The sequence below is a fragment of the Pseudomonas sp. CK-NBRI-02 genome (genome assembly GCF_008124495.1).
In the GTDB taxonomy this organism is placed as follows: Bacteria; Pseudomonadota; Gammaproteobacteria; order Pseudomonadales; family Pseudomonadaceae; genus Aquipseudomonas; species Aquipseudomonas guariconensis.
Genome location: NZ_VSJH01000030.1, coordinates 106,711 through 132,370, shown reverse-complemented (window position 1 = coordinate 132,370; position 25,660 = coordinate 106,711). Strand labels below are relative to the sequence as shown.

The following is a 25,660-nucleotide window of genomic DNA, read 5'->3' as shown; positions in this document are numbered from 1 at the left end:
GTCCGATGTCGCAGCCGATTCGTCTGAAGGACCATGAGAAAGACGCCCGCCTGGTGCGCAGCCGCGTCGTGGTCGGCGCGGTGGCGGTCGTGCTGCTGGTGTGCGTCCTGATCGCCCGGCTCTACTACCTGCAGGTCATCCAGTACGACTACCACTCCACGCTTTCGGAAAACAACCGGGTGCACGTGCAGCCGATCCCGCCGACCCGCGGGCTGATTTTCGACCGCAACGGGGTGATCGTCGCTGACAACCGTCCCAGCTTCAGTCTCACCATGACCCGTGAGCGCTCAGGTGACTGGCGCCAGGTGCTCGACACCATCGTCGAGGTGCTGGAGCTGACGCCCGATGACCGGGCCCTGTTCGAAAAGCGCATGAAGCAGGGGCGCAGGCCATTCGAGCCGGTGCCTATCCTGTTCGAGCTCAACGAAGAGCAGATCGCCCGCATTGCGGTGAACCAGTTCCGTCTGCCGGGTGTGGACGTGGCGGCGCAGCTGGTGCGCCATTACCCACAGGGCGCGCATTTCGCCCATTCGGTGGGCTATGTCGGGCGCATCAACGAGAAGGAGCTCAAGAGCCTCGACCCGGTCAACTACAGCGGCACCCACCATATCGGCAAGACCGGCATCGAGCGTTTCTACGAGGCCGAGCTGCACGGCCAGGTGGGCTACGAGGAGGTCGAGACCAACGCCCGAGGCCGGGTTCTGCGGGTGCTCAAGCGCACCGACCCGGAGCCTGGCAAGGACATCGTACTGAGCCTTGACATCAAGCTGCAGGAGGCTGCCGAGGCTGCCTTGGGCGGACGTCGCGGCGCGCTGGTGGCCTTGGATCCGCGCACCGGCGAGGTGCTGGCGATGGTCAGCCAGCCGAGTTTCGATCCCAACTTGTTCGTCACCGGCATCAGCTTCAAGGCCTATGCCGAGCTGCGTGACTCGATCGATCGGCCGCTGTTCAACCGTGTCTTGCGCGGGCTCTATCCGCCCGGCTCGACCATCAAGCCGGCAGTGGCCATCGCCGGGCTGGACAGCGGTGTGGTGACCGCGAGCAGCCGGGTGTTCGACCCCGGCTACTACCAATTGCCCAACTACGACCACAAGTACCGCAACTGGAACCGGACCGGTGACGGCTGGGTCGATCTGGACACCGCAATCATGCGCTCCAACGACACTTACTTCTACGATCTTGCCCACAAGATGGGTATCGATCGCCTGTCCAGCTACATGAACAAGTTCGGCATCGGCCAGAAGGTTTCCCTCGACATGTTCGAGGAGTCTCCCGGGCTGATGCCATCGCGCGAATGGAAGCGCGCCACCCGTCGCCAGGCCTGGTTCCCTGGCGAGACTCTGATCCTCGGTATCGGCCAGGGCTACATGCAGGCTACGCCCTTGCAGCTGGCCCAGGCCACCGCATTGATCGCTAACAAGGGCAAGTGGAACCGTCCCCACCTGGCCAAGACCATCGAAGGCAAGCCGCCGGTGGACGAGAACCCGATGGAGGACATTGTCCTGCGTGACAAGTCCGACTGGGCCAAGGTCACCCATGGCATGGAGCAGGTGATGCATGGCGCCCGGGGTACCGCCCGCAAGGCCGCGCTCGGCTCCCAGTACCGCATCGCCGGCAAGAGCGGCACCGCTCAGGTGGTGGCGATCAAGCAAGGCGAGAAATACGACCGCAACAAACTCCAGGAGCGCCACCGTGACCACGCCTTGTTCGTTGCCTTTGCCCCTGCCGAAGATCCGAAGATCGTGGTCTCGGTGATGGTCGAGAACGGCGAATCCGGCTCCGGCGTCGCAGCGCCTGTCGTGCGCCAGGTGATGGACGCCTGGCTGCTCGACGAGAACGGCCGGCTCAAACCTGAATTCGCGCCTGCCACCGTTGTCCAGGAATCGGCCCAGTGAAGAACAATTTCGATCGCATGCTCTCCAGCGAGGACGTGATGCGTCGGCGTGCGAGCTTTCTGCAGCGCATCCATGTCGATGGCCCTTTGCTGGTCATCCTGCTGACCCTGGCGGCCGGCAGCCTGTTCGTCCTTTATTCGGCCAGTGGCAAGAACTGGGACTTGCTGCTCAAGCAGGCCACCTCGTTCGGCATCGGCCTGGTGTCGATGTTCGTCATCGCCCAGCTCGAGCCGCGCTTCATGGCGCGCTGGGTGCCCTTGGCCTATGTGGTCGGGGTGCTGCTGCTGGTAGTAGTGGACGTCATGGGGCACAACGCCATGGGGGCCACGCGCTGGATCAACATCCCGGGGGTGATCCGCTTCCAGCCCTCGGAATTCATGAAGATCATCATGCCGGCGACCATTGCCTGGTACCTGTCCAAGCGCACTTTGCCGCCGCACCTCAAGCATGTGGCGATCAGCCTGGTGCTGATCGGCGTGCCGTTCATTCTCATCGTGCGCCAGCCGGACCTCGGGACTGCGCTGCTGATCCTGGCCTCGGGCGCCTTCGTGCTGTTCATGGGGGGGCTTCGCTGGCGCTGGATCATCAGCGTGATCGCTGCAGCGGTGCCGGTGGCGGTGGCGATGTGGTTCTTCGTCATGCACGACTACCAGAAGCAGCGAGTCCTGACTTTCCTCGACCCCGAGAGCGATCCATTGGGCACGGGCTGGAACATCATCCAGTCCAAGGCGGCGATCGGCTCGGGCGGTGTGTTCGGCAAAGGCTGGCTGCTGGGCACCCAGTCGCACCTGGATTTCCTCCCGGAAAGCCACACCGACTTCATCATCGCCGTGCTCGGCGAGGAGTTCGGCCTGGTCGGCATCTGCCTGTTGCTGTTGATTTACCTGTTGCTGATCGGTCGTGGGCTGGTGATCACCGCCCAGGCCCAGACATTGTTCGGCAAGTTGCTCGCAGGCAGCTTGACCATGACGTTCTTTGTATATGTATTCGTCAATATCGGTATGGTCAGTGGCCTTCTGCCCGTGGTTGGCGTGCCGCTGCCCTTCATTAGCTATGGCGGAACTTCGTTGGTGACGCTGCTGTCAGCGTTTGGCGTTCTGATGTCGATCCATACGCACCGCAAATGGATTGCACAGGTTTGAATAAGGTGAAGAATTTCATGCAAGTAGTGCGTGGCTGGGCTGCCCGTTGTGCGCCGTGGATTGGCGCGATGGGTTTGTTCGGCGCAGTCCAGCAGGCCAATGCCGGTGATTATGATGGCTCGCCCCAGGTGGCAGAGTTCGTCGGCGAAATGACCCGCGACTACGGCTTCGCCGGTGAGCAATTGATGGGCGTGTTCCGTGAGGTGCAGCGCAAGCAGTCGATTCTCGATGCGATCTCGCGTCCGGCCGAGCGGGTCAAGCCGTGGAAGGAGTATCGCCCGATGTTCATCACCGACGCGCGCATTGCCCGTGGCGTGGACTTCTGGCGCCAGCACGAGGAGGCGTTGGCCCGCGCCGAGCAAGAATACGGTGTGCCGGCTCAGGTGATCGTCGCGATCATTGGCGTCGAAACCTTTTTCGGTCGCAATACCGGCAACTACCGGGTGATCGATGCCTTGTCGACCTTGGGCTTCGATTACCCGCCCCGGTCTGAGTTCTTCCGCAAGGAACTGCGAGAGTTCTTCCTGCTGGCCCGTGAAGAGCAACTCGACCCGCTGACCCTGAAGGGTTCCTACGCCGGGGCCATGGGCCTGCCGCAGTTCATGCCCAGCAGCTTCCGCAGCTATGCCGTGGATTTCGACGGCGACGGCCACATCAATATCTGGAACAACCCCACCGATGCCATCGGCAGCGTCGCCAGTTACTTCAAGCGTCACGGTTGGGTGGCCGGTAAGCCGGTGGTCAGTCGCGCCCTGGTACTCGGCGAGCGCGCCGACGAGGGGCTGACCACGGGTATCGAGCCGGTCAAGACCGTCGGGGAGTTGCGAGCGCTGGGTTGGTCGAGTCATGATGCGCTGCGCGATGATCTGCCTGTGACCGCCTTCCGCCTGGAGGGCGACAATGGCCCTGAATACTGGATGGGCCTGAAGAATTTCTACGCGATCACGCGTTACAACCGCAGCGTGATGTACGCCATGGCGGTGCATCAGCTTTCGGAACAGCTGGTTCAAGCACGGGGCGTCAAGTAATGCGCGCAAAGATCTCTGCCAACACTCTCAAACTGCTGACCTGCATGACTGTCGCCGTGCTGCTGGTCAGCTGTTCGTCCAACCGACCGACTCAGCAGAGCGGCAATGTCGTTCGCTCCAAGCCAGGGTTGGACATCAATCGTGCCCACAAGGATGGTGCGCCCTGGTGGGACGTGGACGTCAACAAGATTCCCGATGCCACGCCGACCGTACATACCGGTCCTTACAAAGCCAACCCCTACACCGTGCTGGGCAAGACCTACTACCCGATGCAGGACTCGCGCAACTACCGCGCCGAGGGGACGGCGTCGTGGTATGGCACCAAGTTCCATGGCCAGAACACCGCCAATGGCGAGCTCTACGACCTCTATGGCATGAGCGCGGCGCACAAGACCTTGCCGCTGCCTGCCTACGTGCGGGTGACCAACCTGGCCAACGGTCGCAGCGTGATCCTGCGCGTCAACGACCGTGGCCCGTTCTATTCCGACCGTATCATCGACCTTTCCTACGCCGCGGCGAAGAAGCTCGGCTACGCCGAGATCGGCACGGCGCACGTGCGCGTCGAAGGCATCGACCCGCAGCAGTGGTGGGCCCAGCGGGGCCAGCAGCCACCGATGGTGCTCAAGGAGCCCCAGGTCGCCCAGACCCAGGCGATTCCGGCCAACACCGGCCGGGTCGAGCAATGGACTCCGCCGCCGCAGCAACACGCGGCACCCGTCGTGCCGGTCCAGGTGGGCGGCAACAATGTGCCTGCCGGCAACGGTGGCAGCTTCCTGCAGGTGGGCGCCTTCGCCAACCCCGATGCCGCCGAGTTGCTGCGCGCCAAGCTGAGCACCATGGTCAGTGCGCCGGTGTTCATCAGCTCCATCGTGCGCAACCAGCAGACTCTGCACCGTGTGCGCCTTGGACCAATCAACAGCCAGGGCGAGATCCAGCAGGCCCAGGACAGCATTCGCCTGGCCAACCTGGGGCAGGCCAAGCTGGTCACTGCCGACTGAGCTATCCGAGCGGCTAGCGACCAGCGGCAAGCGCCAAGCTGAGAGGGGCTTGCCACTCAAGCTGTCGGTTTTGTCATGAATTGCCGGGCGCTCCCATGTACAATGTTGGCTTTTGCCCGCCGCGACACAAAGCCGCATTTCGCGGGCCAGGCCCATGGCCGCAAAACCAGCCTGACTGGCGCTGGGCACATGACGTGTCCCAGGGAACATCAGACCATTAGCGATTTTCGAGAGACGGATGAACATCACCAACCTTGCCAAACGACTTTGCCTGCCCGTTCTGCTGATGATCATGCCTGCTGCCTTCGCAGCAGAGCAGATGATGCCAGCGCCACCGCAACTGGCCGCCAAGTCCTATGTACTGATGGATGCGTCCAGCGGCAACGTGCTGGTCGAGAACAACGGTGACGAACGCCTGCCGCCGGCCAGCCTGACCAAGCTGATGACCGCCTACATCGCCACCCTGGATATCCGTCGTGGCCAGATCGGCGAGAACGACCCGGTCACCGTCAGCGAGAATGCCTGGCGCACCGGCGGCTCGCGCATGTTCATCAAGGTCGGCAGCCAGGTCAGCGTCAGCGACCTGCTGCACGGCATCATCATCCAGTCGGGCAACGACGCCTCCGTCGCCCTGGCCGAGCACATCGCCGGCAGCGAAGATGCCTTCGCCGACATGATGAACAAGACCGCCGCCGACCTGGGCATGAGCAACAGCCACTTCATGAACCCCACCGGCCTGCCGAACCCGGAGCACTATTCCTCGGCCCACGACATGGCCCTGCTGGCGCGCGCGATCATCGACGAAGATCCGGCCCACTATGCGATCTACTCGCAGAAGGAGTTCTACTGGAACAACATCAAGCAGCCGAACCGCAACCTGTTGCTGTGGCGTGACAAAACCGTCGACGGCCTGAAGACCGGCCACACCGACGAAGCCGGCTACTGCATGGTGGCTTCGGCCGTCCGCGACGGCCAGCGTCTGATCGCCGTGGTGTTCGGCACCAACAGCGAACAGTCCCGCGCCGCCGAGACCCAGAAGCTGCTGACCTACGGCTTCCGCTTCTTCGAAACCCAGACCTTCTACCAGAAGGGCACCGAGCTGACCCAGTCCCCGGTCTGGAAAGGCGCCACCAGCCAGGTGAAGGCCGGCCTCGCCAACGACCTGACCCTGACTATGCCTAAAGGCCAATTGAAGCGCCTGCAGGCTTCGATGACCATGAACCCGCAACTGACCGCCCCGATCGCCAAAGGTGACGTGATCGGTAAAGTTGAAGTCAAACTGGACGAGAAAGTGGTTCACAGCGCCGACCTCATCGCCCTCGACGGCGTCGAGGAAGGTGGTTTCTTCCGCCGTATGTGGGATAGCATCCGTCTGTTCTTCTACGGGTTGTTCAACTGATACGTGACCTGCACGCCCCTGCGTATCCTGCAGGGGCGTTGTTGTTGCCACGGCTTACGAGGCCGTTTCCGCCATGAGCGAACCTGACGTCAAGTCGCACAAGATCGAATTCCCCTGCGACGATTACCCGATCAAGGTAATCGGCGATACCGTGGTCGGTTTCAAGGACACCGTGATCGAGATCCTGAGCAAGTATGCCAAGGTCGATCTGTCCACCCTGGCCGAGCGCCAGAGCAAGGAAGGCAAGTACACCACGGTGCAGTTGCACATCGTTGCCGAAAGCGAGAACCAGTTGCACGATATCAACAGCGCCCTGCGCGCGACCGGCATCGTTAAAATGGTGCTCTGATGTCTTCCTGCCTCGGTTTTCGCGATCTTGGCCTGCAGCCCTATGAACCGGTGCTGGAGGCCATGCGGCGCTTTACCGAGCAGCGCAGCCCGGACAGCCAGGACGAAATCTGGCTGGTCGAGCACCCCTCGGTCTTTACCCAGGGCCAGGCTGGCAAGGCCGAGCACCTGTTGGTCCCCGGCGACATCCCGGTGGTGCAGACCGACCGTGGCGGCCAGGTGACCTATCATGGCCCCGGCCAACTGGTGGCCTACCTGTTGCTGGATGTTCGTCGCCTGGGGTTTGGTGTACGCGAGCTGGTCACCCGGATCGAGCACAGCCTGATCGACCTGCTGGCCAGTTATGACGTCCAGGCCGTGGCCAAGCCCGATGCGCCTGGCGTCTATGTCGACGGGGCGAAGATCGCCTCCCTCGGCCTTCGAATCCTCAATGGCCGTTCGTTCCACGGCCTTGCCCTGAACGTGGACATGGACCTTGCGCCATTCCGCCGAATCAACCCCTGTGGGTATGCGGGGCTGGCGATGACCCAGTTGCGTGACCTGGCAGGTCCGATCGAACTCTCCGAGGTCAGGACAAGGCTGCGCGGACAGCTGGTCAAGCACCTCGACTATGCTGAGCAGACGACCCTCACGGGCGGAATCGACTGAATATGACAACAACTGTGCAAGAAGCCGTGCCGAACCCGGTACCCACCCAGGACGCCGCCGCGCGTCCCGCGCCAAAGAAAGTCGAAGCAGGCGTGAAGCTGCGCGGTGCTGAAAAGGTCGCGCGTATCCCGGTCAAGATCATCCCTACCGAAGAGCTGCCGAAGAAGCCGGACTGGATTCGCGTGCGCATTCCGGTTTCCCCGGAGGTCGACCGCATCAAGCAACTGCTGCGCAAGCACAAGCTGCACAGCGTGTGCGAAGAAGCCTCCTGCCCGAACCTGGGCGAGTGCTTCTCCGGCGGCACCGCGACCTTCATGATCATGGGTGACATCTGCACCCGTCGCTGCCCATTCTGTGACGTCGGCCACGGCCGGCCGAAGCCGTTGGACCTCGACGAGCCTAAGAACCTGGCCGTGGCCATCGCCGACCTGCGCCTGAAGTACGTGGTCATCACCTCGGTGGACCGCGATGACCTGCGTGACGGCGGTGCCCAGCACTTCGCCGACTGCATCCGCGAAATCCGCGCCCTGTCGCCTGGCATCCAGCTGGAGACCCTGGTGCCGGACTACCGTGGGCGCATGGACGTTGCCCTGGAAATCACCGCCCAGGAGCCGCCGGATGTGTTCAACCACAACCTTGAGACCGTACCGCGCCTGTACAAGGCTGCGCGTCCGGGTTCGGACTACGACTGGTCGTTGGACCTGCTGCAGAAGTTCAAGCAGATGGTCCCGCATGTACCGACCAAGTCTGGCCTGATGCTCGGCCTTGGCGAGACCGACGAAGAAGTCATCGAAGTAATGCACCGCATGCGTGAGCATGACATCGACATGCTGACCCTGGGCCAGTACCTGCAGCCTTCGCGCAGCCACTTGCCGGTGCAACGTTTCGTGCACCCGGATACCTTCGCCTGGTTCGCCGAGGAAGGGTACAAGATGGGCTTCAAGAACGTTGCCTCCGGCCCGCTGGTGCGCTCTTCCTACCATGCCGACCAACAGGCCCACGAAGCCAAGATCAAGCTCTGAGCCTGGTTGATTGATCGATGCCGATGCACGCCGGAAGGCGGCATCGGCATTTTTGTTTCCGAGAGCTGCCCCTGTACGTGCAAGGAGTTGTTCGATGAACTGCGTTGAAATCCTGGATGCATCTCTGCCTGCAGCGCTGCCCGGCAATGCCTGTTTTGCCATCGTCGCCCCGGCCGGCCCGGCCCGGCTGGACGGGCGCAAGGCAAGCCAGTGGTTTGCCGACCGAGGCTACCAGTGCCGCCTGTTTCCGGGCGTCGGTCAGGCCGAAGGCTATTTGGCCGGATCAGACCAGCAGCGTCTGGATGACTTGCATGGGGCGTTTGCCGATCCTGCAATCGACGCCATCCTGTGCATGCGCGGTGGCTATGGCAGCATGCGGCTGTTGGATCGGCTCGATTTCGACCTGATCCGCCAACACCCCAAGCCGCTGGTCGGCTATAGCGATATCACTGCCCTGCACACGGCGCTCCAGCGCCACGCTGGGCTCATCACTTTCCATGGCGGCATGCTCAATGCCGATCTGCTCGGCGCGAAGCAGGAGCCGACCGTCAGTTCGTTGTTCGATCAACTGCACGGCAAGGTCCACCAGGGCGATGTACTGGCCCATCCCGATGCCTATCCACTGACCTGCGTGGCCCCTGGCATGGCCAGCGGGCGTTTGCTGGGCGGCAATCTATCGGTGCTGTGTGCGACCTTGGGGACGGTGGGCGAGATCGACAGCCAGGGCTGTATCCTGTTCATCGAGGATGTCAACGAGCCGCTGTACCGCGTAGACCGGCTACTCACCCAATTGCGTCTTGCCGGCAAACTGGACGGGATTCGCGGTGTGCTGGTGGGCGATTTTGCCGGAATCACCGTGCCGGCGATGACGCCGCTGCTGAAGGATATCTTCGGGCCGTTGGGTATCCCGGTATTGGCGGGGTGGCGCAGTGGGCATTGTGATCCCAACCTGTGTCTGCCGCTGGGGGCCAGGGTAAGGCTGGACAGTCAGGCCATGCGGCTGTCATTGGAGCAGTCGTTGTTTGAGCGCTAAGGCCTGGGCGCTGGCCTTGAGGCTTGCATAAGCCTGTGGGAGCGGGTCTACCCGCGCTCCCACAGGGCTGCGCTCGTTGCCAGGTTAGCGACGACGCAGGCTGTCGAGCAGCTTGTGGGTCGGGTACCCATCTGCCGGCCAACCCAGCGCCTGCTGGGCATTGCGGATGGCCTTGCGGGTATTGGCGCCGATGATGCCGTCGGCATTGCCGGCCTCGTGGCCGCTGGCGTTGAGCAGATCCTGTAGTTCGATGCGCTCGCTACGGCTCAGCGGCAGATCGTCCTTGGGCCAGCTACCGGCGATGAAGCCCCAGCCATAGAAGCGATCACCCAGCAGACTGACCGCCAGGGCGTAGGACGAGGAATTGTTGTACTTCAGGATCGCCCGGAAGTTGTCCAGCACCAGGAACGCCGGGCCACGAGCCCCTGCCGGCAGCAGCAGGGCGGCGGACAGCTGGCTGCTGCCTGCAGGCAGCTGGGTGCCGGCTGGCAGTTTCACGCCCAGTTGCAGCCATTCACTGACGCTCTTGCGCTGCACGCCATCGGCCAGCCAATAGTCGAAGCCTGCGGGCACTTGGACTTCGAAGCCCCACGGCTGCCCACGTTTCCAGCCCGAGCTTTGCAGGTAGTGGGCGGTGGATGCCAGGGCATCGGCTGTGCTGTTCCAGATATCGCGACGGCCATCGCCGTCGAAGTCCACCGCGTGGGTGTTATAGGTGGTCGGAATGAACTGGGTCTGGCCCATGGCGCCGGCCCAGGAGCCGCGCATGGCCTCGGGCTGGATGTCGCCGTTCTGCAGGATCTGCAGGGCGGCGATCAGTTGGTCCTGGGCGAAGGTCGGACGACGGCCTTCGTAGGCCAGGGTGGCCAGGGAGCGGATCACTGATTTGTTGCCCTGGAACTGGCCGAAGTTGCTTTCCATGCCCCAGACCGATACCAGCACCTGGCGGTCGACGCCATAGCGCTGCTCGATGCGCGACAACAACTCGGCATGTTGCTCGAGCAGCTTCTTGCCGTTGCGCACACGCAGCGGCGACAGGGCGCCGTCGAGGTATTCCCACACCGGGCGGGCGAATTCGGGTTGGCTGCGGTCGGCCTTGATCACGTCCATGTCGGGTGTGACGCCTAGGAAGGCGCGATCGAAGGTGTTGGCACTGATGCCGGCTTGCAAGGCCTGCTGGCGGAAGCCTGCCTGCCATTGGGCGAAGGTTTGCAGGGGCTGGATGTCGTTGCTGGTGTCAGGCGTGGTGCCCGGCAGGGACACGTTCGGCGCAGGCTGCGCGGGGGCCAGCGGCAAGGCGTCGGCGGCGGTGGGCTTTTCCGCACAGGCGACGAGCAGGATGAAGCTGGAGGCTGCGATCAGCTGGCGAGACGGCCAGCGCAGGGACAGACGAAAGGGCATGCACAGATCCAGAATTGCGGTTCAGGTGCCGACCATATCATGACTGGGGGTTTCCTGCCTTCATGCGGCCAAAAAGCAAGAAGCCTCCCAATCTCTCGATTGGAAGGCTTCGCGGCGGTAGCTGCCTTTGCCCTTGTTCGGTCGTTCCTGGCGGCAGCGGAACAGTGGCTGGGCGATGATGGACTTGGCCTTGTTCGGCCCGTGCTTCTTCGGCTTCTTGCTCATGGCGATACCCCGGTTGGGTGGATGTTGGGGCGCACTGTAAGACCAGGGTAGGGCAGGAGCCAATTGATTGTATTTATGGGCAGATAGGGGCTGTCTTGCAGACTTTTTCAGCCCATTGCTGGCTTCGCCAGCCCCTACAGGAATAGTGCAGATAGCTTACTCGCCAGGCAAAGCCAGGCGTTGCCCGGCCATCAGCAGCGCCAGTCGCGCCAGCCCCGTCCAGGGGGAACCTTCGGCCTGACCCTTGATCTGGGCGTCGATGCGCTGAGCATCCTGCAGCAACTGCGCCCAACGCTGCGCGGACAGGCGCTGGAGAGCTTTGCTGACCAGTGGTCGGCGTTTATCCCACACAGGTGGTCGTGCCTGGCTGAAGGCCTTGTCCAGCGGCACGCCTTGGCTGAATTGCTGGGCAAGCCCAGCCAGCAGGCGCAACTCGCGCGCCAGGGCCCAAAGGATGACTGGTGGCTCGACCCCTTCGCCGCGCAAGCCTTCCAGCATGCGCAGGGCGTGGGCCGCCTCGCCGTTGAGGATGGCATCGACCAGCCCGAACACGTCGAAGCGAGCGCTGTCGGCTACGGCAGCCTGCACGGTTTCCACCGTGATCTGGTTGCCTTCGGCTAACAACTTGAGTTTTTCGATCTCTTGGGCGGCTGCCAGTAGGTTGCCTTCGACCCGCGCGGCGATCAGGTCGACCGCGTCACGTTGGGCGGACAGTCCGGCCTGGGACAGGCGCTGATTGATCCACTGTGGCAGTTGCTGCGCGTCGACTGGCCAGATCTGGATGAATTGGCAGTGCTGGCCTTCGATCAGCGCCTTGCCCCATTTGGTCTTCTGCGCGCTGCCGTCGAGTTTGGGCAGGCTGACCAGCAGTAATGTGTCTTCGGCCGGGTTGGCGCAGTACTCCATTAACGCGGCAGCGCCCTTGTCGCCGGGCTTGCCCGATGGCAGGCGCAGCTCCAGCAGGCGCCTTTGGGCGAACAAGGAAAGGCTGGCGCCGGCCTGGAGCAGGGTGCCCCAGTCGAAATTGGCGTCGGCACTGAACACCTGGCGTTCGTCGAAGCCCTGCTGGCGAGCCGCGGTACGGATGGCGTCGGCGGCTTCCTGACAAAGCAGCGGATCGTCGCCGCTGACCACGTAGACCGGGGCCAGGGCACCTTGCAGGTGTTTGTTGAGTTGGGCGGGGGAGAGCTTCATGGTGGATGCGGGGGCACCCGAAGGTGCCCCGTTCGGCCTCGGTCAGTTGGCCGGAACTTCCATTGGGGATTGCTGCGGCGTTTCGTCCTGCTGGCGGCGGGCCGCCTCCTGGGCCTGGGCTTCGGCCTTGGCGCGTTCTTCTGCTTCGCGCTGCAGCTCGTCCAGGTGGCCCGGGGTCAGCATTTGCAGGCGAACGAGCATGGCCTGGACCAGATCGCGGCGCATTTCTTCGCGGGCTTGGGTGGCTTCCTGGTCGGAGCCTGTGATGTTGTCGCCGTCATGCACGTAGATCTTGCGCACTTCGATCTTGTCGCTCAGCAGCGGGATGTCGTTCAGGCCCAGCATGCTGTAATTGAGCACGGTGGTGAGTTCGTATTCGACCGACCGGTTGCCGCCGCTATAGGTGGCGGCGCGCTGGGTTTGCTGCTCGTCGGTCAGCACCAGGCGGTAGGGGGCGCCTGAGTGGACATTGACGCCGTTGCGCTTGAGGGATTCGCGCAGCTCGGTCACGGTCTCGCCATAAGCATTGCGCGCGCGCAGGTCCATTTCCTTGATGCTCAGCTCGGTGGTGCCGGTGCCGCGCAGCTGGAAACCGCAGGCGCTGAGCACGACGGCCAGGCCCATTACCAGCAGATTGCGTTTGATCATGTTGTAGCTCCCTTGTGGGCCAATTCCGCCCGCCCGCAACATGCGCGGGCGGGCGTTGCCATCAGTTGGCGACGATGTTGACCAGCTTGCCCGGCACCACGATGACCTTGCGGATGGTCAGGCCATCGATGAAGCGCAGGACGTTCTCGTTGCTGCGGGCGGCGGCTTCGATCTCTTCACGGCTGGCGCTGGCGGGCATTTCGACCTGGCCACGCAGCTTGCCGTTAACCTGGACCACCAGAGTGATGCTGTCCTGGACCAAGGCGCTTTCGTCTACGCTTGGCCAAGTGGCATCGATCACGGCCTGGTCGTGACCCAGGTGCTTCCACAGCTCATGGCTGATGTGCGGCGTGATCGGGGCCAGCAGCAAGGTCACGGCTTCCAAGCCTTCGTGCAGCAGGGCGCGGTCCTGCTCGGTGGCTTGCGGGGCTTTTTCCAGCACGTTCATCACGGTCATCACCTGGGCGATGGCGGTGTTGAATTTGTGGAACTGGCCCACGTCGGTGCTGGCCTGCTTGATGGCGGCATGGATGGCGCGGCGGATGGTTTTCTGCGCATCGTCCAGTACGGCGACGTCCAGCTTGCCCGGCAGGCCCTGGCTCACGTGGGCCTGGGCCAGGCGCCATACGCGGCGCAGGAAGCGGCTGGCACCCTCGACGCCGGAGTCGGACCACTCCAGGCTCATGTCGGGCGGCGAGGCGAACATCATGAACAGACGGCAGGTGTCGGCGCCGTAGGCGTCGATCATGGCCTGTGGATCCACGCCGTTGTTCTTGGACTTGGACATCTTCTCGGTACCGCCGATTTCCACCGGCAGGCCATCGGTCTTCAGGCGGGCACCGATGATCTTGGCCTTGGCGTCACGCTCGACCTCGACGTCCGCCGGGTTGAACCAATCCTTGCCGCCGTTGCTGGCGGTACGGTAGTAGGTCTCGGCGACCACCATGCCCTGGGTCAGCAGGTTCTTGAACGGCTCGTTGGAAGTGACCAGGCCTTCGTCGCGCATCAGCTTGTGGAAGAAGCGCGCATACAGCAGGTGAAGGATGGCGTGCTCGATACCGCCAATGTACTGATCGACCGGCAGCCAGTGGTTGGCCGCTTTCGGGTCGACCATGCCGCCTTCGTAGTTTGGCGAGGCGTAGCGGGCGAAGTACCAGGACGACTCGACGAAAGTGTCCATGGTGTCGGTTTCGCGCTTGGCCGCGGCGCCGCATTTCGGGCAGCTGCATTCGTAGAATTCAGGCATGCGCGCCAGTGGCGAGCCAGCGCCGTCCGGCACCACGTTTTCGGGCAGGGTGACCGGCAATTGGTCTTCCGGTACCGGCACATCGCCGCAGGTCGGGCAGTGGATGATCGGGATCGGGCAGCCCCAGTAGCGCTGGCGGCTGATGCCCCAGTCGCGCAGGCGGAACTGGGTACGCGATTTGCCCAGCTGCTTGCGGATCAGGGCGGCTTCGATGGCGTCGAAGGCGCCTTCGAAATCCAGGCCGTCGAACTCGCCGGAGTTGATCAGCTGGCCGTGCTCGCCGTAGGCGGCCAGCCACTCGCTGCCCACGTCGTCGCCGGCGCTGGTGCGGACCACAGCCTTGAGCGGCAGGTTGTACTTGTGGGCGAACTCGAAGTCACGCTCATCGTGGGCCGGAACAGCCATCACGGCGCCATCGCCATAGTGCATCAGCACGTAGTTGGCGACCCAGACCGGGAGCTTCTCGCCGGTCAGCGGGTGCTGGACGAACAGGGAAGTGGGCATGCCCTTCTTCTCCTGAGTGGCCATGTCGGCCTCGGCGACGCTACCGCTCTTGCATTCATCGATGAACGCCTGCAGTGCCGGGTTGCCCTGGGCGGCCTGGGTGGCCAACGGGTGCTCGGCGGCGACTGCGACGTAGGTCGCGCCCATCAGGGTGTCCGGACGGGTGGTGAAGACCTTGAGGGTGCCTTCGTGGCCGACGCTCGCCTGGTCGTAGGGGAACTGCACCTCCATGCCGCGGGATTTGCCGATCCAGTTGCGCTGCATGGTCTTGACCTGCTCAGGCCAGCCCGGCAGCTCGTCGAGGCTTTCAAGCAGCTCGTCGGCGTAGTCGGTGATGCGGAAGTAGTACATCGGGATTTCGCGCTTCTCGATCAGCGCGCCCGAACGCCAGCCGCGGCCGTCGATGACTTGCTCGTTGGCCAGTACGGTCTGGTCGACCGGGTCCCAGTTGACGGTGCCGTTCTTACGGTAGATGACGCCTTTTTCGAACAGGCGGGTGAACAGCCACTGTTCCCAGCGGTAGTAGTCCGGCTTGCAGGTGGTGACTTCACGCGACCAGTCGATCGCCAGGCCCAGGCTCTTGAGCTGGGACTTCATGTAGTCGATGTTTTCGTACGTCCACTTGGCCGGGGCGACGTTGTTCTTCATCGCGGCGTTTTCGGCCGGCATGCCGAACGCATCCCAACCCATTGGCTGCAGGACGTTCTTGCCCTGCATGCGCTGGTAACGGGCGATCACGTCACCAATGGTGTAGTTGCGCACGTGGCCCATGTGTAGCTTGCCGCTCGGGTACGGGAACATCGACAGGCAATAGTAGGTGTCCTTGCCTGGCTGTTCGGTGACAGCGAACGATTGTTGCTCGTCCCAGAAGGTCTGGGCGGCGGCTTCTATATCACGGGGCGTGTATTGTTCGTGCATGGCTACTTTGTGCTGAGAGAGATAAGGACCCTGTTTCCAGGCAGCGCAACCTCGCTGCGTCCGGCACTGCGGTGTCGTTGGAGTGAACGCCGTAGCATACATGAGCGCCGCGCATCGTGGGAAACCTTGAATGCGGCTCCGGGGCCGTTGGTCGCGGCACCGGGCTGCTTTTCAGAGTGACGCTAAGCTCATCTTTGGGGGAGATATTCTTATCTTCAATGAGGTGAACGGATGGGAGAGTCACAGCTACCCGCAATCAAACCGGAGCTATACGAACGCTTGATCGACCGCCTGGGCTTGGCACTCGAAGTGGCCAGGACCTCCGTACGATTACGCGACGAGATGCCAGCTGAACTGGAACTGCGTGGCCTGAGCCACGCCGAGTTCGAAGTGATCAAGGCCTACCTGGAAACCCTCCCGGAAGGTCGTTTCGCCAGCGCCGGTGCTTACCAGCAACCGGAGCCGACGTCGGCGAAGATCGTCTGGCTCAAGGACAAGAAACGCCCCGCCACCACGGCGAGATCCCGGACGCTGTCCCGCTAGCCGTTCTGGATTCCAGGCGCAGACCGTCGTGCGCCGGTACTCAACTTAAACTGCTCATGATCGGCGCCGGACGCGCACTTGTTGCCCGGCGCCGATCCTCTTAGGCTGCACTCCTTTCCAGGAGGACCGTGCATGCCGCTTCGCTATTTCATCAAACAATGGTTGCTGCCTCCCGGCGTGCTGTTTTTGCTCTTGCTGGCAGCTTGGTGGCTGCGCACGCGACGCCCGCGCCTGGCGGCCTTGTGCTTTGCCCTTGGCCTGGGTGGTTTGTGGCTGATGAGCTTGCCGCTGGTGGTGGAACGGGCGGCCCGGCAGTTGGAGACCGAGGCGCCATTGCCGATGGCGCAATGGGCGACCCTGGCAGGGCGAGCCGACGCGATCGTGGTGCTGGGCGCCGGGCGTGAGCGTGGCGACCCGGCCTGGGGAGCAGAGGACCAGCCGACCGGCACCGCTCTTGAGCGCATGCGCTATGCCGCGCAGCTGGCCAAGGCCTCGGGGCTGCCGGTATTGACCACCGGTGGGCTTCACTACGGCACGCCGCCGAGCGAGGCCCAGTTGATGGCCGATCGCATGAAGGCGGACTTCGGCGTTGACGTGCGCTGGAAGGAAGAGGCCAGCCGCACTACTTGGGAGAACGCCCAGTTCAGCGCGCGGCTGGTGCAACCCCAAGGCGTGCGCCGCGTGGTGCTGGTGACCCAAGCCTGGCACATGCAGCGCTCGCGCTGGAGTTTCGAGCAGGCGGGGTTCGAGGTGGTGCCGGCACCGGTCGGATTCCTGGGCAAGGACCATGCGCAGCCGTTCGCCGGCTTGCTGCCCGATAGCCGGGCGGTGTGGCGCAGCGGACAGTTGCTCAACGAGGCGGTGGGGTTGGTGGGGTATCGGTTGTTTTACTGACCACCGCGGGGCCGCAATGCGGCCCCTGGGGGTCACACGGTCTTGGCGATCCGGCTCGCCAGGAGCGCCCATCCCAGCAGTAGCGCACAGAGAATCGCCAGCGGCCAGGAGCGCCATTGCAGGTAGGGCGTCAGTTGCTGCATTGGCACCACATCCCCGTAGAGGACGGCTTGCTGGAACTGCGGGATCTGCGCAGTGATCTTGCCGAAGGGGTCGATCAACGCGGTGACGCCATTGTTGGTGGCGCGGATCATCCAGCGCCCGGCCTCCAGGGCACGCATCTGGGCCATCTGCAAGTGTTGCAGGGGGCCGATGGAGGTGCCGAACCAGGTGTCGTTGCTGATGGTCAGCAGCAAGTCGCTGCGTGCGGCCAGGCCCGCTGCGAACTCGGGATAGACCACCTCGTAGCAGATGAACGGCGCAACCTGATAGCCCTTGGCCTGCAGCAAGGGCTGGTCCGCTGGGCCGCGGGCGAAGTCCGACATCGGCAGGTTGAAGAACTCGATCAGCCCACGGAGCATGTCCTGCAGCGGTACGTATTCGCCAAAGGGCACCAGCTTCTGCTTGAGGTAGGTGCCGTCGCCCTCTCCGGTCACGGTGATGCCGTTGTAGTAGCGGCGCTGGTGGTGCACCACTTCACGCACCGGCACCCCGGTGATCAGCGCCGAATGCCGATCGGCGGCAAAACGCCCCATTACGTCGATGTAGCCTTGGGCTTGGTCCTTGAGTACGGGGACGGCGGTTTCCGGCCAGACCAGCAAGTCCACTGGCTTGGAGCTGAAGCTCATGTCGCGGTAAAGCGCCAGTTGCGCATCGATGTGCGCCGGGTCCCATTTCAGGTCCTGCTCGACATTGCCCTGCAACGCTGCGACCTTCAGTGGATCACCGGAGGGTTGTGTCCAGGCATGCCCCTTGAGCGCCATGCCGATCACCCAGGGCGCCAACAGCACTATCACGCCCACGGCCAGAAACGAGGGACGCTCACGCAGGCGGTGCAGGTTGCACAGCAGCGCAGCGCTCAGTGCCAGGACAAAGGAAATCAGCCACACGCCACCCAGCGGTGCCAGACCGGCCAGGGGGCCATCGAGCTGGCTGTAGCCTGCGTACAACCACGGGAAACCGGTCAGGAACCAGCCGCGGAAGGCTTCCTGCAGCAGCCACAGAGCGGCGAAGCACAGGGCATCGGCCAGGGGAGCCTCATTGCGACGCAGCCAGCGCGCCCATAGCCAGGTGGGCAGGGCGAAGAACCAGGCCAGGGCGGCGAAGAACGCCACCAGCAGCGCGATCGCCAGCGCCGGGGAGGCGCCGCCGTAGGTGTTCATGCTGACGTAGATCCACCAGGTGCCGGCACCGTACAGGCCGAAACCGAACCACCAGCCACGCCACATCGCCTGGCGCGGGCTGAGCTCGCGCAGGCCAAGGTAGAGCAGGGCGATGGACAGCAGCGCCAGAGGCCAGATGTCGAACGGCGCCAGGGCCAGGAGGGTCGATGCGCCGGCCGCCAGGGCCAGCAGGTTACCGGGCCAGCCGGGGCGGGTGATCCAACGCATGTTTGTCCTTAACGGGTGATCGGAGTCAGGCGCAGCAAGTGTATCCGCCGGCTGTCGGCGTTGAGAATACGGAACTTGTAGGCCCCGATCTCGGTGGTCTCGTTGCGCTTGGGCAGGTGGCCGAAGGCACTCATCACCAGGCCGCCCACAGTATCGAACTCGTCGTCGGAGAACTCCGAGTCGAAGAACTCGTTGAAGTTCTCGATCGGGGTCAAGGCCTTGATCAGGAAGTCGCCACTGGGCAGTGGCTTGATGTAGCTGTCTTCCTCGACATCGTGCTCGTCCTCGATGTCGCCGACGATCTGCTCGAGCACGTCCTCGATGGTCACCAGGCCCGCCACGCCGCCATATTCATCGATGACGATGGCCATGTGGTTGTGGTTGGCGCGGAATTCGCGCAGCAGCACGTTCAGGCGCTTGGACTCCGGCACGAAGGTGGCCGGGCGCAGCAGGTCCTTGATGTTGAAGCTGTCGCCGTTCTCCTTGAGGATCAGCGGCAGCAGGTCCTTGGCCAGGAGGATCCCGAGCACATCGTCATGGCCTTCACCGATCACCGGGTAGCGCGAGTGCGCGGCATCGATCACCGCTGGCAGGAATTCGCGTGGAGACTGGCTGGCCTTGATGCTGATCATCTGCGAGCGCGGCACCATGATGTCACGCACCTGCAGGTCGGCGACCTGGATGGCGCCTTCGACGATGGTCAGCGCTTCGCTGTCGAGCAGCTTGTTCTGATGGGCTTCGCGCAGCAGCTCGAGAAGCTCCTGGCGGTTTTTCGGCTCATGGGCAAAAGCCTGGGTCAGTTTACCCAGCCAGGACTTCTGCCCATTGCTCGATCGGTCTTCGCTCATGGCGGTTACTCGTGATCCTTTTCAGTTGTCAGGTTGTGTGATTTCGTCGTCGGCGTAAGGGTCCGGGTGACCCAATTCCGCCAGCAAGGTTCGTTCCAGGGCTTCCATCTCCTCGGCTTCGTCGTCCTCGATATGATCGTAGCCAAGCAGGTGCAGGCAGCCATGGATGACCAGGTGCGCCCAGTGGGCTTCGAGCGACTTGCCTTGCTCGGTGGCTTCCCGCTCGACCACTGGCACGCAAATGACCAAGTCGCCCAGCAGGGGGATGTCGAGCAGGTCATCGGGAACGTCGGCGGGGAAGGACAGCACGTTGGTGGCGTAGTCCTTGTGCCGGTAGGTGTGGTTCAGCTCACGGCCTTCGGGTTCATCGACCAGGCGAATGGTCATTTCCGAGTCGGCGGTGCGCTGGCGCAGCGCCAGTTCGCACCAGCGACGGAAGGCAGCGTCATCCGGGGCGGCAGCATCCGTGGCCCGTTGCAGGTCGAGTTCAAGCATCTTTGCCGGGGACCTCGGGCTTTGCCTGGCGCGCGTCGAAGCGGTCGTAGGCTTCGACGATACGCTGCACCAACGGGTGGCGGACCACATCCTTGGGCTGGAAGTGGGTAAAGCTGATGCCCGGCACGTCCTTGAGCACTTCGATCACATGGGCCAAGCCCGACTTGGTGCCGCGCGGCAGGTCGACCTGGGTGATATCGCCGGTGATCACCGCCGTCGAGCCGAAGCCGATGCGGGTGAGGAACATCTTCATCTGCTCAAGGGTGGTGTTCTGGCTTTCGTCGAGGATGATGAAGCTGTTGTTCAGGGTACGACCGCGCATGTAGGCCAGCGGGGCAATTTCGATGACTTGGCGCTCGATCAGCTTGGCCACGTGTTCGAAGCCGAGCATCTCGTAGAGCGCGTCGTACAGCGGGCGCAGGTACGGGTCGATCTTCTGGGCCAGGTCGCCAGGCAGGAAGCCGAGCTTCTCGCCGGCTTCCACTGCCGGGCGCACCAGCAGGATGCGGCGCACCTGTTCGCGCTCCAAGGCATCCACGGCGCAGGCTACAGCCAGATAGGTCTTGCCTGTACCGGCCGGACCGATGCCGAAGTTGATATCGTTGGCCAGGATTTCCTTGACGTAGCGCTGCTGGTTGACCCCGCGCGGGCGGATGTTGCCCTTGCGCGTGCGTAGCGACACGCTGACCTCGTTGACCGCTGGGTTGTCTAGGTTCTCGACGGTCGATTCCTGCAGGTACAGGTGGACGGTTTCCGGCGACAGCTCGGAAGCCTTGGCTTCGCGATAGAGGCGACGCAGCAGTTGCTCGGCGGCAGAGGTGGTCTTGGGTTCGCCAATCAGTTCGAACTGGTTGCCGCGGTTGCGGATTTCGATGGCCAGGCGTTGTTCGATCAGGCGCAGGTGCTCGTCGAACTGGCCGCACAAGTTGGCGAAGCGGTGGGCCTCGAAGGGTTCGAGGATGAAACGATGAGGTTGTATGGGTGCGTTCAAGGTCGTTTTTAGCCGCTCGACGGCAATGGAGGTGAACTCAAGAATAACCCCTGAAGGGCAGTGGCGAAAGCACTGAAACGATCAAGGGACAGGTATCTGTGGTGGCGCATTGGCGGGTAGACCCGCTCCCACGAGGTTTACCGCCATTCGGTGGGAGCGGGTTCCCCGGCGAACAGACCACCACCATCATCATTCAATCAATGAGCCGACCAGCGAATGGGGCTTGGCCTCTTCGATGCGTACATCCACCAGTTGGCCGATCAGCGCTGGATTGTCGCAGTGGAAGTTGACGATTCGATTATTCTCGGTACGGCCTTGCAGCTTGCCTGGGTCACGCTTGGAGAAGTCGGTGACCAAGATGCGCTGGACACTGCCGACCATGCGTCGGCTGATTTCGAAACCCTGCTGGTCGATGCGGTGCTGCAGCAGTTGCAGACGCTGTTTCTTGACCTCTTCGGGCGTATCGTCCACAAGCTCCGCGGCCGGGGTGCCGGGACGTGCGCTGTAGACGAAGGAGAAGGAAAAGTCGAAACCGACCTCGGCCACCAGCTTCATGGTTTGCTCGAAGTCCTTCTCGGTCTCGCCGGGGAAGCCGACGATGAAGTCCGAGCTGATGCAGATGTCCGGCACCGCAGCCTTGAGCTTGCGCAGCTTGGACTTGTACTCGAGGATCGTGTGGTTGCGCTTCATGGCCGCCAGCACGCGGTCGGAGCCTGCCTGTACCGGCAGGTGCAGGTGCTTGACCAGCTGTGGCACCTCGGCGTGGGCCTGGATCAGGCTGTCGGAGAATTCCAGTGGGTGCGAGGTGGTGTAGCGGATCCGTTCGATTCCGTCGACTGCCGCCACCACACGGATCAGCTCGGCGAGGTCTGCCAGACGGCCATCGTGGGTCAGGCCGCGATAGCCGTTGACGTTCTGGCCCAGCAGGGTGATTTCGCGCACGCCATTCTCGGCCAGGTGGATGACCTCGGCCAGTACGTCGTCGAAGGGGCGGCTGACCTCGGTGCCACGGGTATAGGGCACCACGCAGAAGGTGCAGTACTTGCTGCAGCCCTCCATGACCGAGACGAATGCCGTCGGGCCGTCGATGCGGGGCTCGGGAAGGTGGTCGAACTTTTCGATTTCAGGGAACGACACATCGACTTGCGGTACCCGAGTGATGCGCGCGGCGTCGATCATTTCTGGCAGACGGTGCAGGGTCTGCGGACCGAACACCACATCGACGTAAGGCGCGCGCTTGCGCAGGGCCTCGCCTTCCTGGCTGGCCACGCAACCGCCGACGGCGATGACCATGTCTGGGTTGCGGTCCTTCAGGGCGCGCCAGCGGCCGAGCTTGGAGTACACCTGATCCTGTGCTTTTTCGCGGATCGAACAGGTGTTGAGCAGGATGACATCGGCGTCGTCGGGGCGCTCGGTGACTTCCAGGGCCTGGTGTTCGCCCAACAGGTCGATCATGCGCGAGCTGTCGTACTCGTTCATCTGGCAACCGTGGGTTTCAATGTAAAGCTTCTTGGCCATGGCAAATCATCTGCTGCGGGTGCTGAAAGGCCGCACATTATAGAGGTGGCACCGGGTGCTTAACAGGGCAAGCGGTCTGCTATGATGCCGGCCATTTTCCTAACACGGTGTCGTCTTCTTCGATCATGAGCAAACGCGAACCCGCCATCTATAAAGTGATCTTTCTCAACCAGGGCCAGGTCTTCGAGATGTATGCCAAGCAGATCTACCAGAGCGACCTGTGGGGCTTTCTTGAAATCGAGGAGTTCGTTTTCGGCGAGCGCACCCAGGTCGTAGTCGACCCCAGCGAAGAGAAGCTCAAGGCGCAGTTCGAAGGTGTGGTGCGCAGTTTCGTGCCGATGCATTCGATCGTGCGTATCGACGAGGTGGAGCGATTGGGGACGGCGAAGATCAGCGAGGCCAAGGGTGGCGGTAACGTGATGCCGTTCCCGATGCCAATGCCGGAGAAGTAGGTCGGCCCGTCAGGGCAGGGGGGAGAAGGGTGTGCGCCCTTCGGCGTTTTGCAGCTCCAGCAGGTATTTGCGGAAAATCTGGCCGAGCACCTGGGTGGCGTGTTCGAGTTCGTCGCGGGGCATCTGCTCGGTGACTTCGTCGGCCAGGTCCAGGGCGTCTTCGTCGCCATTGACCGCTGCCATTTTCAGCAGAATGTAAGCCTGAACGTTGTTGGCCGGAACGCCTTCGCCATGGAAGAACATCGAGCCGAGACGGTATTGCGCCTGGGCCTGGCCTTGCAATGAGGCCTTCTCGAACCAGTTGACGGCCTTTTTCAGGTCTTTGGGTGCCTGGTTGCCACTGTAGTAGAACTCACCCAGCTCGTATTGCGCCTGGGCATCGCCCGACTCCGCCGTCCGTTCGCAAGCCTTCAGGGCGTTCTGCAGGTCCTCTGGCTGTGTGTCGAAGGTGCAGCGTCCCGTCGCTGGAATCAGCAACGAGTTGCCACCCTCTGCCAAGGCCAGCAGGGGCTGAAGAAGCAGCAGGCAGCCCAGGGTAAGGGCGCGGCCGGTGCGGTTCATGGGGATCGACTTACCTCTGCAAAGCTGCGGCCAATGTCTCTGGTGGCACATTATGGGATAAGCAGCGCCTACCTTACAAAGTTTTACTCGAAATTCTGTATTGAGAGGCCTTTGTCGATTGCACAGCATTTATCGCCTGCCTCGGCTTCTTCGCGGCTGTACCCGCTCCTACAAGTCATGCGTTGAACCTGTGGAGCGGGTATGCGTGCGCAGAAGCCGATGCAAGGCGGGCAATCACTTCAGTGCAGCGAAGGCTTTTTCGGCGGCGTCCAAAGTGATCTGCAGCTCCTTGTCGCCGTGGGCAATGGAGGTGAAACCCGCCTCGAAGGCGCTTGGTGCCAGGTACACGCCGCCCTCGAGCATCAGGTGGAAGAAGCGCTTGAAGCGTTCCACGTCGCTGCCCATCACGTCATCGAAGGTGACGATGTCGTCGGCACCGCTGAAGTACAGGCCGAACATGGCACCGGCCTGGGTGGTGACGAACGGTACGCCAGCGGCATCGGCACGCTGTTGCAAACCATCCAGCATGCGGGAGGTGAAGGCGGTCAGTTCGTCGTGGAAGCCTGGGCGGCTGATCAGCTTGAGCGTGGTCAGGCCTGCCGCCATGGCCAACGGGTTACCCGACAGGGTACCGGCCTGGTAAACCGGGCCGAGCGGGGCGATGCATTCCATGATCTCGCGCTTGCCGCCGAAGCAGCCAACCGGCATGCCGCCGCCGACGATCTTGCCGAAGGTCGACAGGTCCGGCTTGATGCCGTAGTAGCCCTGGGCGCCGCCGAGGGAGACACGGAAACCGGTCATCACTTCGTCGAAGATCAGCACCACGCCGTGTTTGTCGCACTGCTCGCGCAGGCCTTCGAGGAAGCCCGGAGCCGGCGGTACGCAGTTCATGTTGCCAGCGACGGGTTCGACAATGATGCAGGCGACGGTCTGGCCGACTTCGCTCAGGGTCTTCTCGACGGCGGCGATGTCGTTGAACGGTAGGGTCAGGGTGTGCTTGGCGAAGTCCGCCGGCACACCGGCCGAGCTCGGCACGCCCTGGGTCAGCAGGCCGGAGCCGGCCTTGACCAGCAGGCTGTCGGAGTGGCCGTGGTAGCAGCCTTCGAACTTGATGATCGCATCGCGGCCGGTGTAGCCACGGGCCAGGCGGATGGCGCTCATGGTCGCCTCGGTACCTGAGCTGACCATGCGCACCATCTCCATGGACGGCACGATCGAGCAGACCAGGTCGGCCATCTCGGTTTCCATGGCGGTCGGGGCGCCGTAGGACAGGCCGTGTTCGAGTTGCTTGCGTACCGAGGCCAGGACGTCCGGATGGCCGTGACCCAGAATCATCGGGCCCCAGGAGCCTACGTAATCAACGTAGCGCTTGTCGTCTTCGTCGACGACATAGGCGCCTTCGGCATGTTTGAAGAACAGCGGGGTGCCGCCGACGCTGCGGAAGGCGCGGACCGGCGAGTTCACACCACCAGGGATGTGCTTCTGGGCTTGGGCGAACAGGGATTCGGAACGGGACATGGGATTTCTCTCGAATCAGGAAGCGAACAGGGCATTGAAGGCGCGGGCGCGGCGGGTGACTTCCTGCGCGCTGTCGACACCGAACAAGCCATGGATCACCGCCAACAGGTCGGCGCCATGGGCGACCAGGGGGGCGGCGTTGTCGAGGGTGATGCCGCCGATCACGGCGATCGGCAGTTGCACGCGGGCACGGGCCTGGGCGAGCAGGGCGATGTCGGCCGCTGGCGCGCCGGGCTTGGTGACCGAATTGAAGAAGCGACCGAAGGCCACATAGCTGGCGCCCTCGGTGGCGGCCTGCTCGGCCAGCTCGAGCTGAGCATGGCAGGTGGAGCCGATGATCGCATCGCGGCCGAGCAGGGTACGGGCCGGGGTCAGGGGGCCGTCGGTCTGGCCCAGGTGCACGCCGACGCCCAAGTGCGCGGCCAGTGGGGCGTCGTCGTTGATGATCAGTTGCGTGCCGTAGCGCTCGCAGAGCTTGAGCAGGCCTTCGGCTTCGTGCAGTCGGCGTGCTGCGTCGTCGCTCTTGTCACGATACTGCAGCAGGCAAACACCGCCTTCGAGGGCTGCCTCGACGTGGGAGAACAAGCGACCGGCGAGCAGTTGGCTGTCGGTGATCGCGTACAGACCGCGTAACTTCATCT

The 25,660-nt window shown here is 63.1% G+C and carries 25 protein-coding genes; 12 read left to right on the top strand and 13 right to left on the bottom strand.

Features of this window, described 5'->3' with window-relative positions; genetic code table 11:
* Nucleotides 1–5 precede the first annotated feature (5 nt).
* The 9 genes from mrdA (at nucleotide 6) to DQ397_RS18150 (ending at nucleotide 9,513) form a co-directional block, all read left to right on the top strand.
* Complete coding sequence (mrdA, locus tag DQ397_RS18190; RefSeq protein ID WP_043211174.1) at nucleotides 6–1,895, top strand: penicillin-binding protein 2; 1,890 nt, start codon at nucleotides 6–8, stop codon at nucleotides 1,893–1,895.
* A gap of 38 nt (nucleotides 1,896–1,933) precedes the next feature.
* Entirely contained in the window at nucleotides 1,934–3,037 is a 1,104-nt protein-coding gene (rodA, locus tag DQ397_RS18185; RefSeq protein WP_052352461.1) for a rod shape-determining protein RodA, read from the top strand.
* A 17-nt stretch (nucleotides 3,038–3,054) separates the two neighbouring features.
* On the top strand, nucleotides 3,055–4,065 hold the full coding sequence (gene mltB, locus DQ397_RS18180; RefSeq protein ID WP_043211232.1) for a lytic murein transglycosylase B: 1,011 nt from the start codon (nucleotides 3,055–3,057) through the stop codon (nucleotides 4,063–4,065).
* Nucleotides 4,065–5,063: a septal ring lytic transglycosylase RlpA family protein gene (locus DQ397_RS18175; RefSeq protein ID WP_043211179.1), complete on the top strand. Its 999-nt coding sequence runs from the start codon at nucleotides 4,065–4,067 to the stop codon at nucleotides 5,061–5,063. Before mltB ends, DQ397_RS18175 begins: the two co-directional genes overlap by 1 nt.
* A 238-nt stretch (nucleotides 5,064–5,301) precedes the next feature.
* The gene (locus tag DQ397_RS18170; RefSeq protein WP_043211181.1) at nucleotides 5,302–6,462 is read left to right on the top strand and encodes a D-alanyl-D-alanine carboxypeptidase family protein; all 1,161 of its coding nucleotides are present in this window, start codon (nucleotides 5,302–5,304) and stop codon (nucleotides 6,460–6,462) included.
* A 73-nt stretch (nucleotides 6,463–6,535) separates the two neighbouring features.
* A complete protein-coding gene (locus DQ397_RS18165) occupies nucleotides 6,536–6,811 on the top strand; it encodes a DUF493 domain-containing protein (RefSeq protein ID WP_043211184.1) in 276 nt (91 codons plus the stop codon).
* Nucleotides 6,811–7,458 (top strand): lipoyl(octanoyl) transferase LipB, encoded by a 648-nt coding sequence (lipB, locus tag DQ397_RS18160; RefSeq protein WP_043211186.1) that lies wholly within the window; start codon nucleotides 6,811–6,813, stop codon nucleotides 7,456–7,458. The genes DQ397_RS18165 and lipB overlap by 1 nt, the downstream gene beginning before the upstream one ends.
* A gap of 2 nt (nucleotides 7,459–7,460) precedes the next feature.
* The gene (gene lipA / locus DQ397_RS18155) at nucleotides 7,461–8,480 is read left to right on the top strand and encodes a lipoyl synthase (RefSeq protein WP_043211188.1); all 1,020 of its coding nucleotides are present in this window, start codon (nucleotides 7,461–7,463) and stop codon (nucleotides 8,478–8,480) included.
* 94 nt (nucleotides 8,481–8,574) lie between these two features.
* Nucleotides 8,575–9,513: an LD-carboxypeptidase gene (locus DQ397_RS18150; protein WP_043211190.1), complete on the top strand. Its 939-nt coding sequence runs from the start codon at nucleotides 8,575–8,577 to the stop codon at nucleotides 9,511–9,513.
* An 84-nt stretch (nucleotides 9,514–9,597) separates the two neighbouring features.
* On the opposite strand, the gene DQ397_RS18145 is transcribed toward DQ397_RS18150, so the two are convergent.
* From DQ397_RS18145 to leuS, 5 genes are all read right to left on the bottom strand, one after another.
* The gene (locus DQ397_RS18145) at nucleotides 9,598–10,914 is read right to left on the bottom strand and encodes a lytic murein transglycosylase (protein WP_043211191.1); all 1,317 of its coding nucleotides are present in this window, start codon (nucleotides 10,912–10,914) and stop codon (nucleotides 9,598–9,600) included.
* A gap of 60 nt (nucleotides 10,915–10,974) precedes the next feature.
* Entirely contained in the window at nucleotides 10,975–11,139 is a 165-nt protein-coding gene (gene arfA, locus DQ397_RS18140; protein WP_043211193.1) for an alternative ribosome rescue factor ArfA, read from the bottom strand.
* Between the two features lie 156 nt (nucleotides 11,140–11,295).
* Nucleotides 11,296–12,333: a DNA polymerase III subunit delta gene (holA, locus tag DQ397_RS18135; RefSeq protein ID WP_043211196.1), complete on the bottom strand. Its 1,038-nt coding sequence runs from the start codon at nucleotides 12,331–12,333 to the stop codon at nucleotides 11,296–11,298.
* Between the two features lie 42 nt (nucleotides 12,334–12,375).
* On the bottom strand, nucleotides 12,376–12,981 hold the full coding sequence (gene lptE / locus DQ397_RS18130; protein ID WP_043211198.1) for an LPS assembly lipoprotein LptE: 606 nt from the start codon (nucleotides 12,979–12,981) through the stop codon (nucleotides 12,376–12,378).
* Between the two features lie 61 nt (nucleotides 12,982–13,042).
* Nucleotides 13,043–15,649: a leucine--tRNA ligase gene (gene leuS / locus DQ397_RS18125; protein WP_043211200.1), complete on the bottom strand. Its 2,607-nt coding sequence runs from the start codon at nucleotides 15,647–15,649 to the stop codon at nucleotides 13,043–13,045.
* A gap of 231 nt (nucleotides 15,650–15,880) precedes the next feature.
* On the opposite strand from leuS, the gene DQ397_RS18120 reads away from it, so the two are divergent.
* Nucleotides 15,881–16,192, top strand: coding sequence for a hypothetical protein (locus DQ397_RS18120; RefSeq protein WP_043211202.1), 312 nt, complete (start codon nucleotides 15,881–15,883; stop codon nucleotides 16,190–16,192).
* Nucleotides 16,193–16,324: 132 nt separating this feature from the next.
* Complete coding sequence (locus tag DQ397_RS18115; RefSeq protein WP_043211204.1) at nucleotides 16,325–17,086, top strand: YdcF family protein; 762 nt, start codon at nucleotides 16,325–16,327, stop codon at nucleotides 17,084–17,086.
* Between the two features lie 32 nt (nucleotides 17,087–17,118).
* Here DQ397_RS18115 and lnt read toward each other — a convergent pair whose 3' ends face one another.
* The 5 genes from lnt to miaB form a co-directional block, all read right to left on the bottom strand.
* Entirely contained in the window at nucleotides 17,119–18,636 is a 1,518-nt protein-coding gene (gene lnt / locus DQ397_RS18110) for an apolipoprotein N-acyltransferase (RefSeq protein WP_043211206.1), read from the bottom strand.
* Between the two features lie 8 nt (nucleotides 18,637–18,644).
* Nucleotides 18,645–19,484, bottom strand: coding sequence for an HlyC/CorC family transporter (locus tag DQ397_RS18105; RefSeq protein ID WP_043211207.1), 840 nt, complete (start codon nucleotides 19,482–19,484; stop codon nucleotides 18,645–18,647).
* 21 nt (nucleotides 19,485–19,505) lie between these two features.
* Nucleotides 19,506–19,979, bottom strand: coding sequence for an rRNA maturation RNase YbeY (ybeY, locus tag DQ397_RS18100; RefSeq protein ID WP_043211208.1), 474 nt, complete (start codon nucleotides 19,977–19,979; stop codon nucleotides 19,506–19,508).
* On the bottom strand, nucleotides 19,972–20,970 hold the full coding sequence (locus DQ397_RS18095) for a PhoH family protein (protein WP_043211210.1): 999 nt from the start codon (nucleotides 20,968–20,970) through the stop codon (nucleotides 19,972–19,974). The genes ybeY and DQ397_RS18095 overlap by 8 nt, the downstream gene beginning before the upstream one ends.
* 189 nt (nucleotides 20,971–21,159) lie before the next feature.
* Complete coding sequence (miaB, locus tag DQ397_RS18090) at nucleotides 21,160–22,488, bottom strand: tRNA (N6-isopentenyl adenosine(37)-C2)-methylthiotransferase MiaB (protein ID WP_043211212.1); 1,329 nt, start codon at nucleotides 22,486–22,488, stop codon at nucleotides 21,160–21,162.
* 125 nt (nucleotides 22,489–22,613) lie between these two features.
* Here miaB and DQ397_RS18085 point away from each other — a divergent pair, with 125 nt between their 5' ends.
* Nucleotides 22,614–22,940, top strand: coding sequence for a DUF1820 family protein (locus DQ397_RS18085; RefSeq protein ID WP_043211213.1), 327 nt, complete (start codon nucleotides 22,614–22,616; stop codon nucleotides 22,938–22,940).
* Between the two features lie 9 nt (nucleotides 22,941–22,949).
* Here DQ397_RS18085 and DQ397_RS18080 read toward each other — a convergent pair whose 3' ends face one another.
* The 3 genes from DQ397_RS18080 to thiE form a co-directional block, all read right to left on the bottom strand.
* Nucleotides 22,950–23,501 carry a tetratricopeptide repeat protein gene (locus DQ397_RS18080; protein WP_043211215.1) on the bottom strand — a complete coding sequence of 184 codons (552 nt, stop codon included), beginning with the start codon at nucleotides 23,499–23,501 and terminating at the stop codon, nucleotides 22,950–22,952.
* 234 nt (nucleotides 23,502–23,735) lie between these two features.
* Nucleotides 23,736–25,019 carry a glutamate-1-semialdehyde 2,1-aminomutase gene (hemL, locus tag DQ397_RS18075; protein WP_043211216.1) on the bottom strand — a complete coding sequence of 428 codons (1,284 nt, stop codon included), beginning with the start codon at nucleotides 25,017–25,019 and terminating at the stop codon, nucleotides 23,736–23,738.
* A gap of 15 nt (nucleotides 25,020–25,034) precedes the next feature.
* Nucleotides 25,035–25,658: a thiamine phosphate synthase gene (gene thiE / locus DQ397_RS18070; RefSeq protein ID WP_043211218.1), complete on the bottom strand. Its 624-nt coding sequence runs from the start codon at nucleotides 25,656–25,658 to the stop codon at nucleotides 25,035–25,037.
* Between the last annotated feature and the right edge of the window lie 2 nt (nucleotides 25,659–25,660).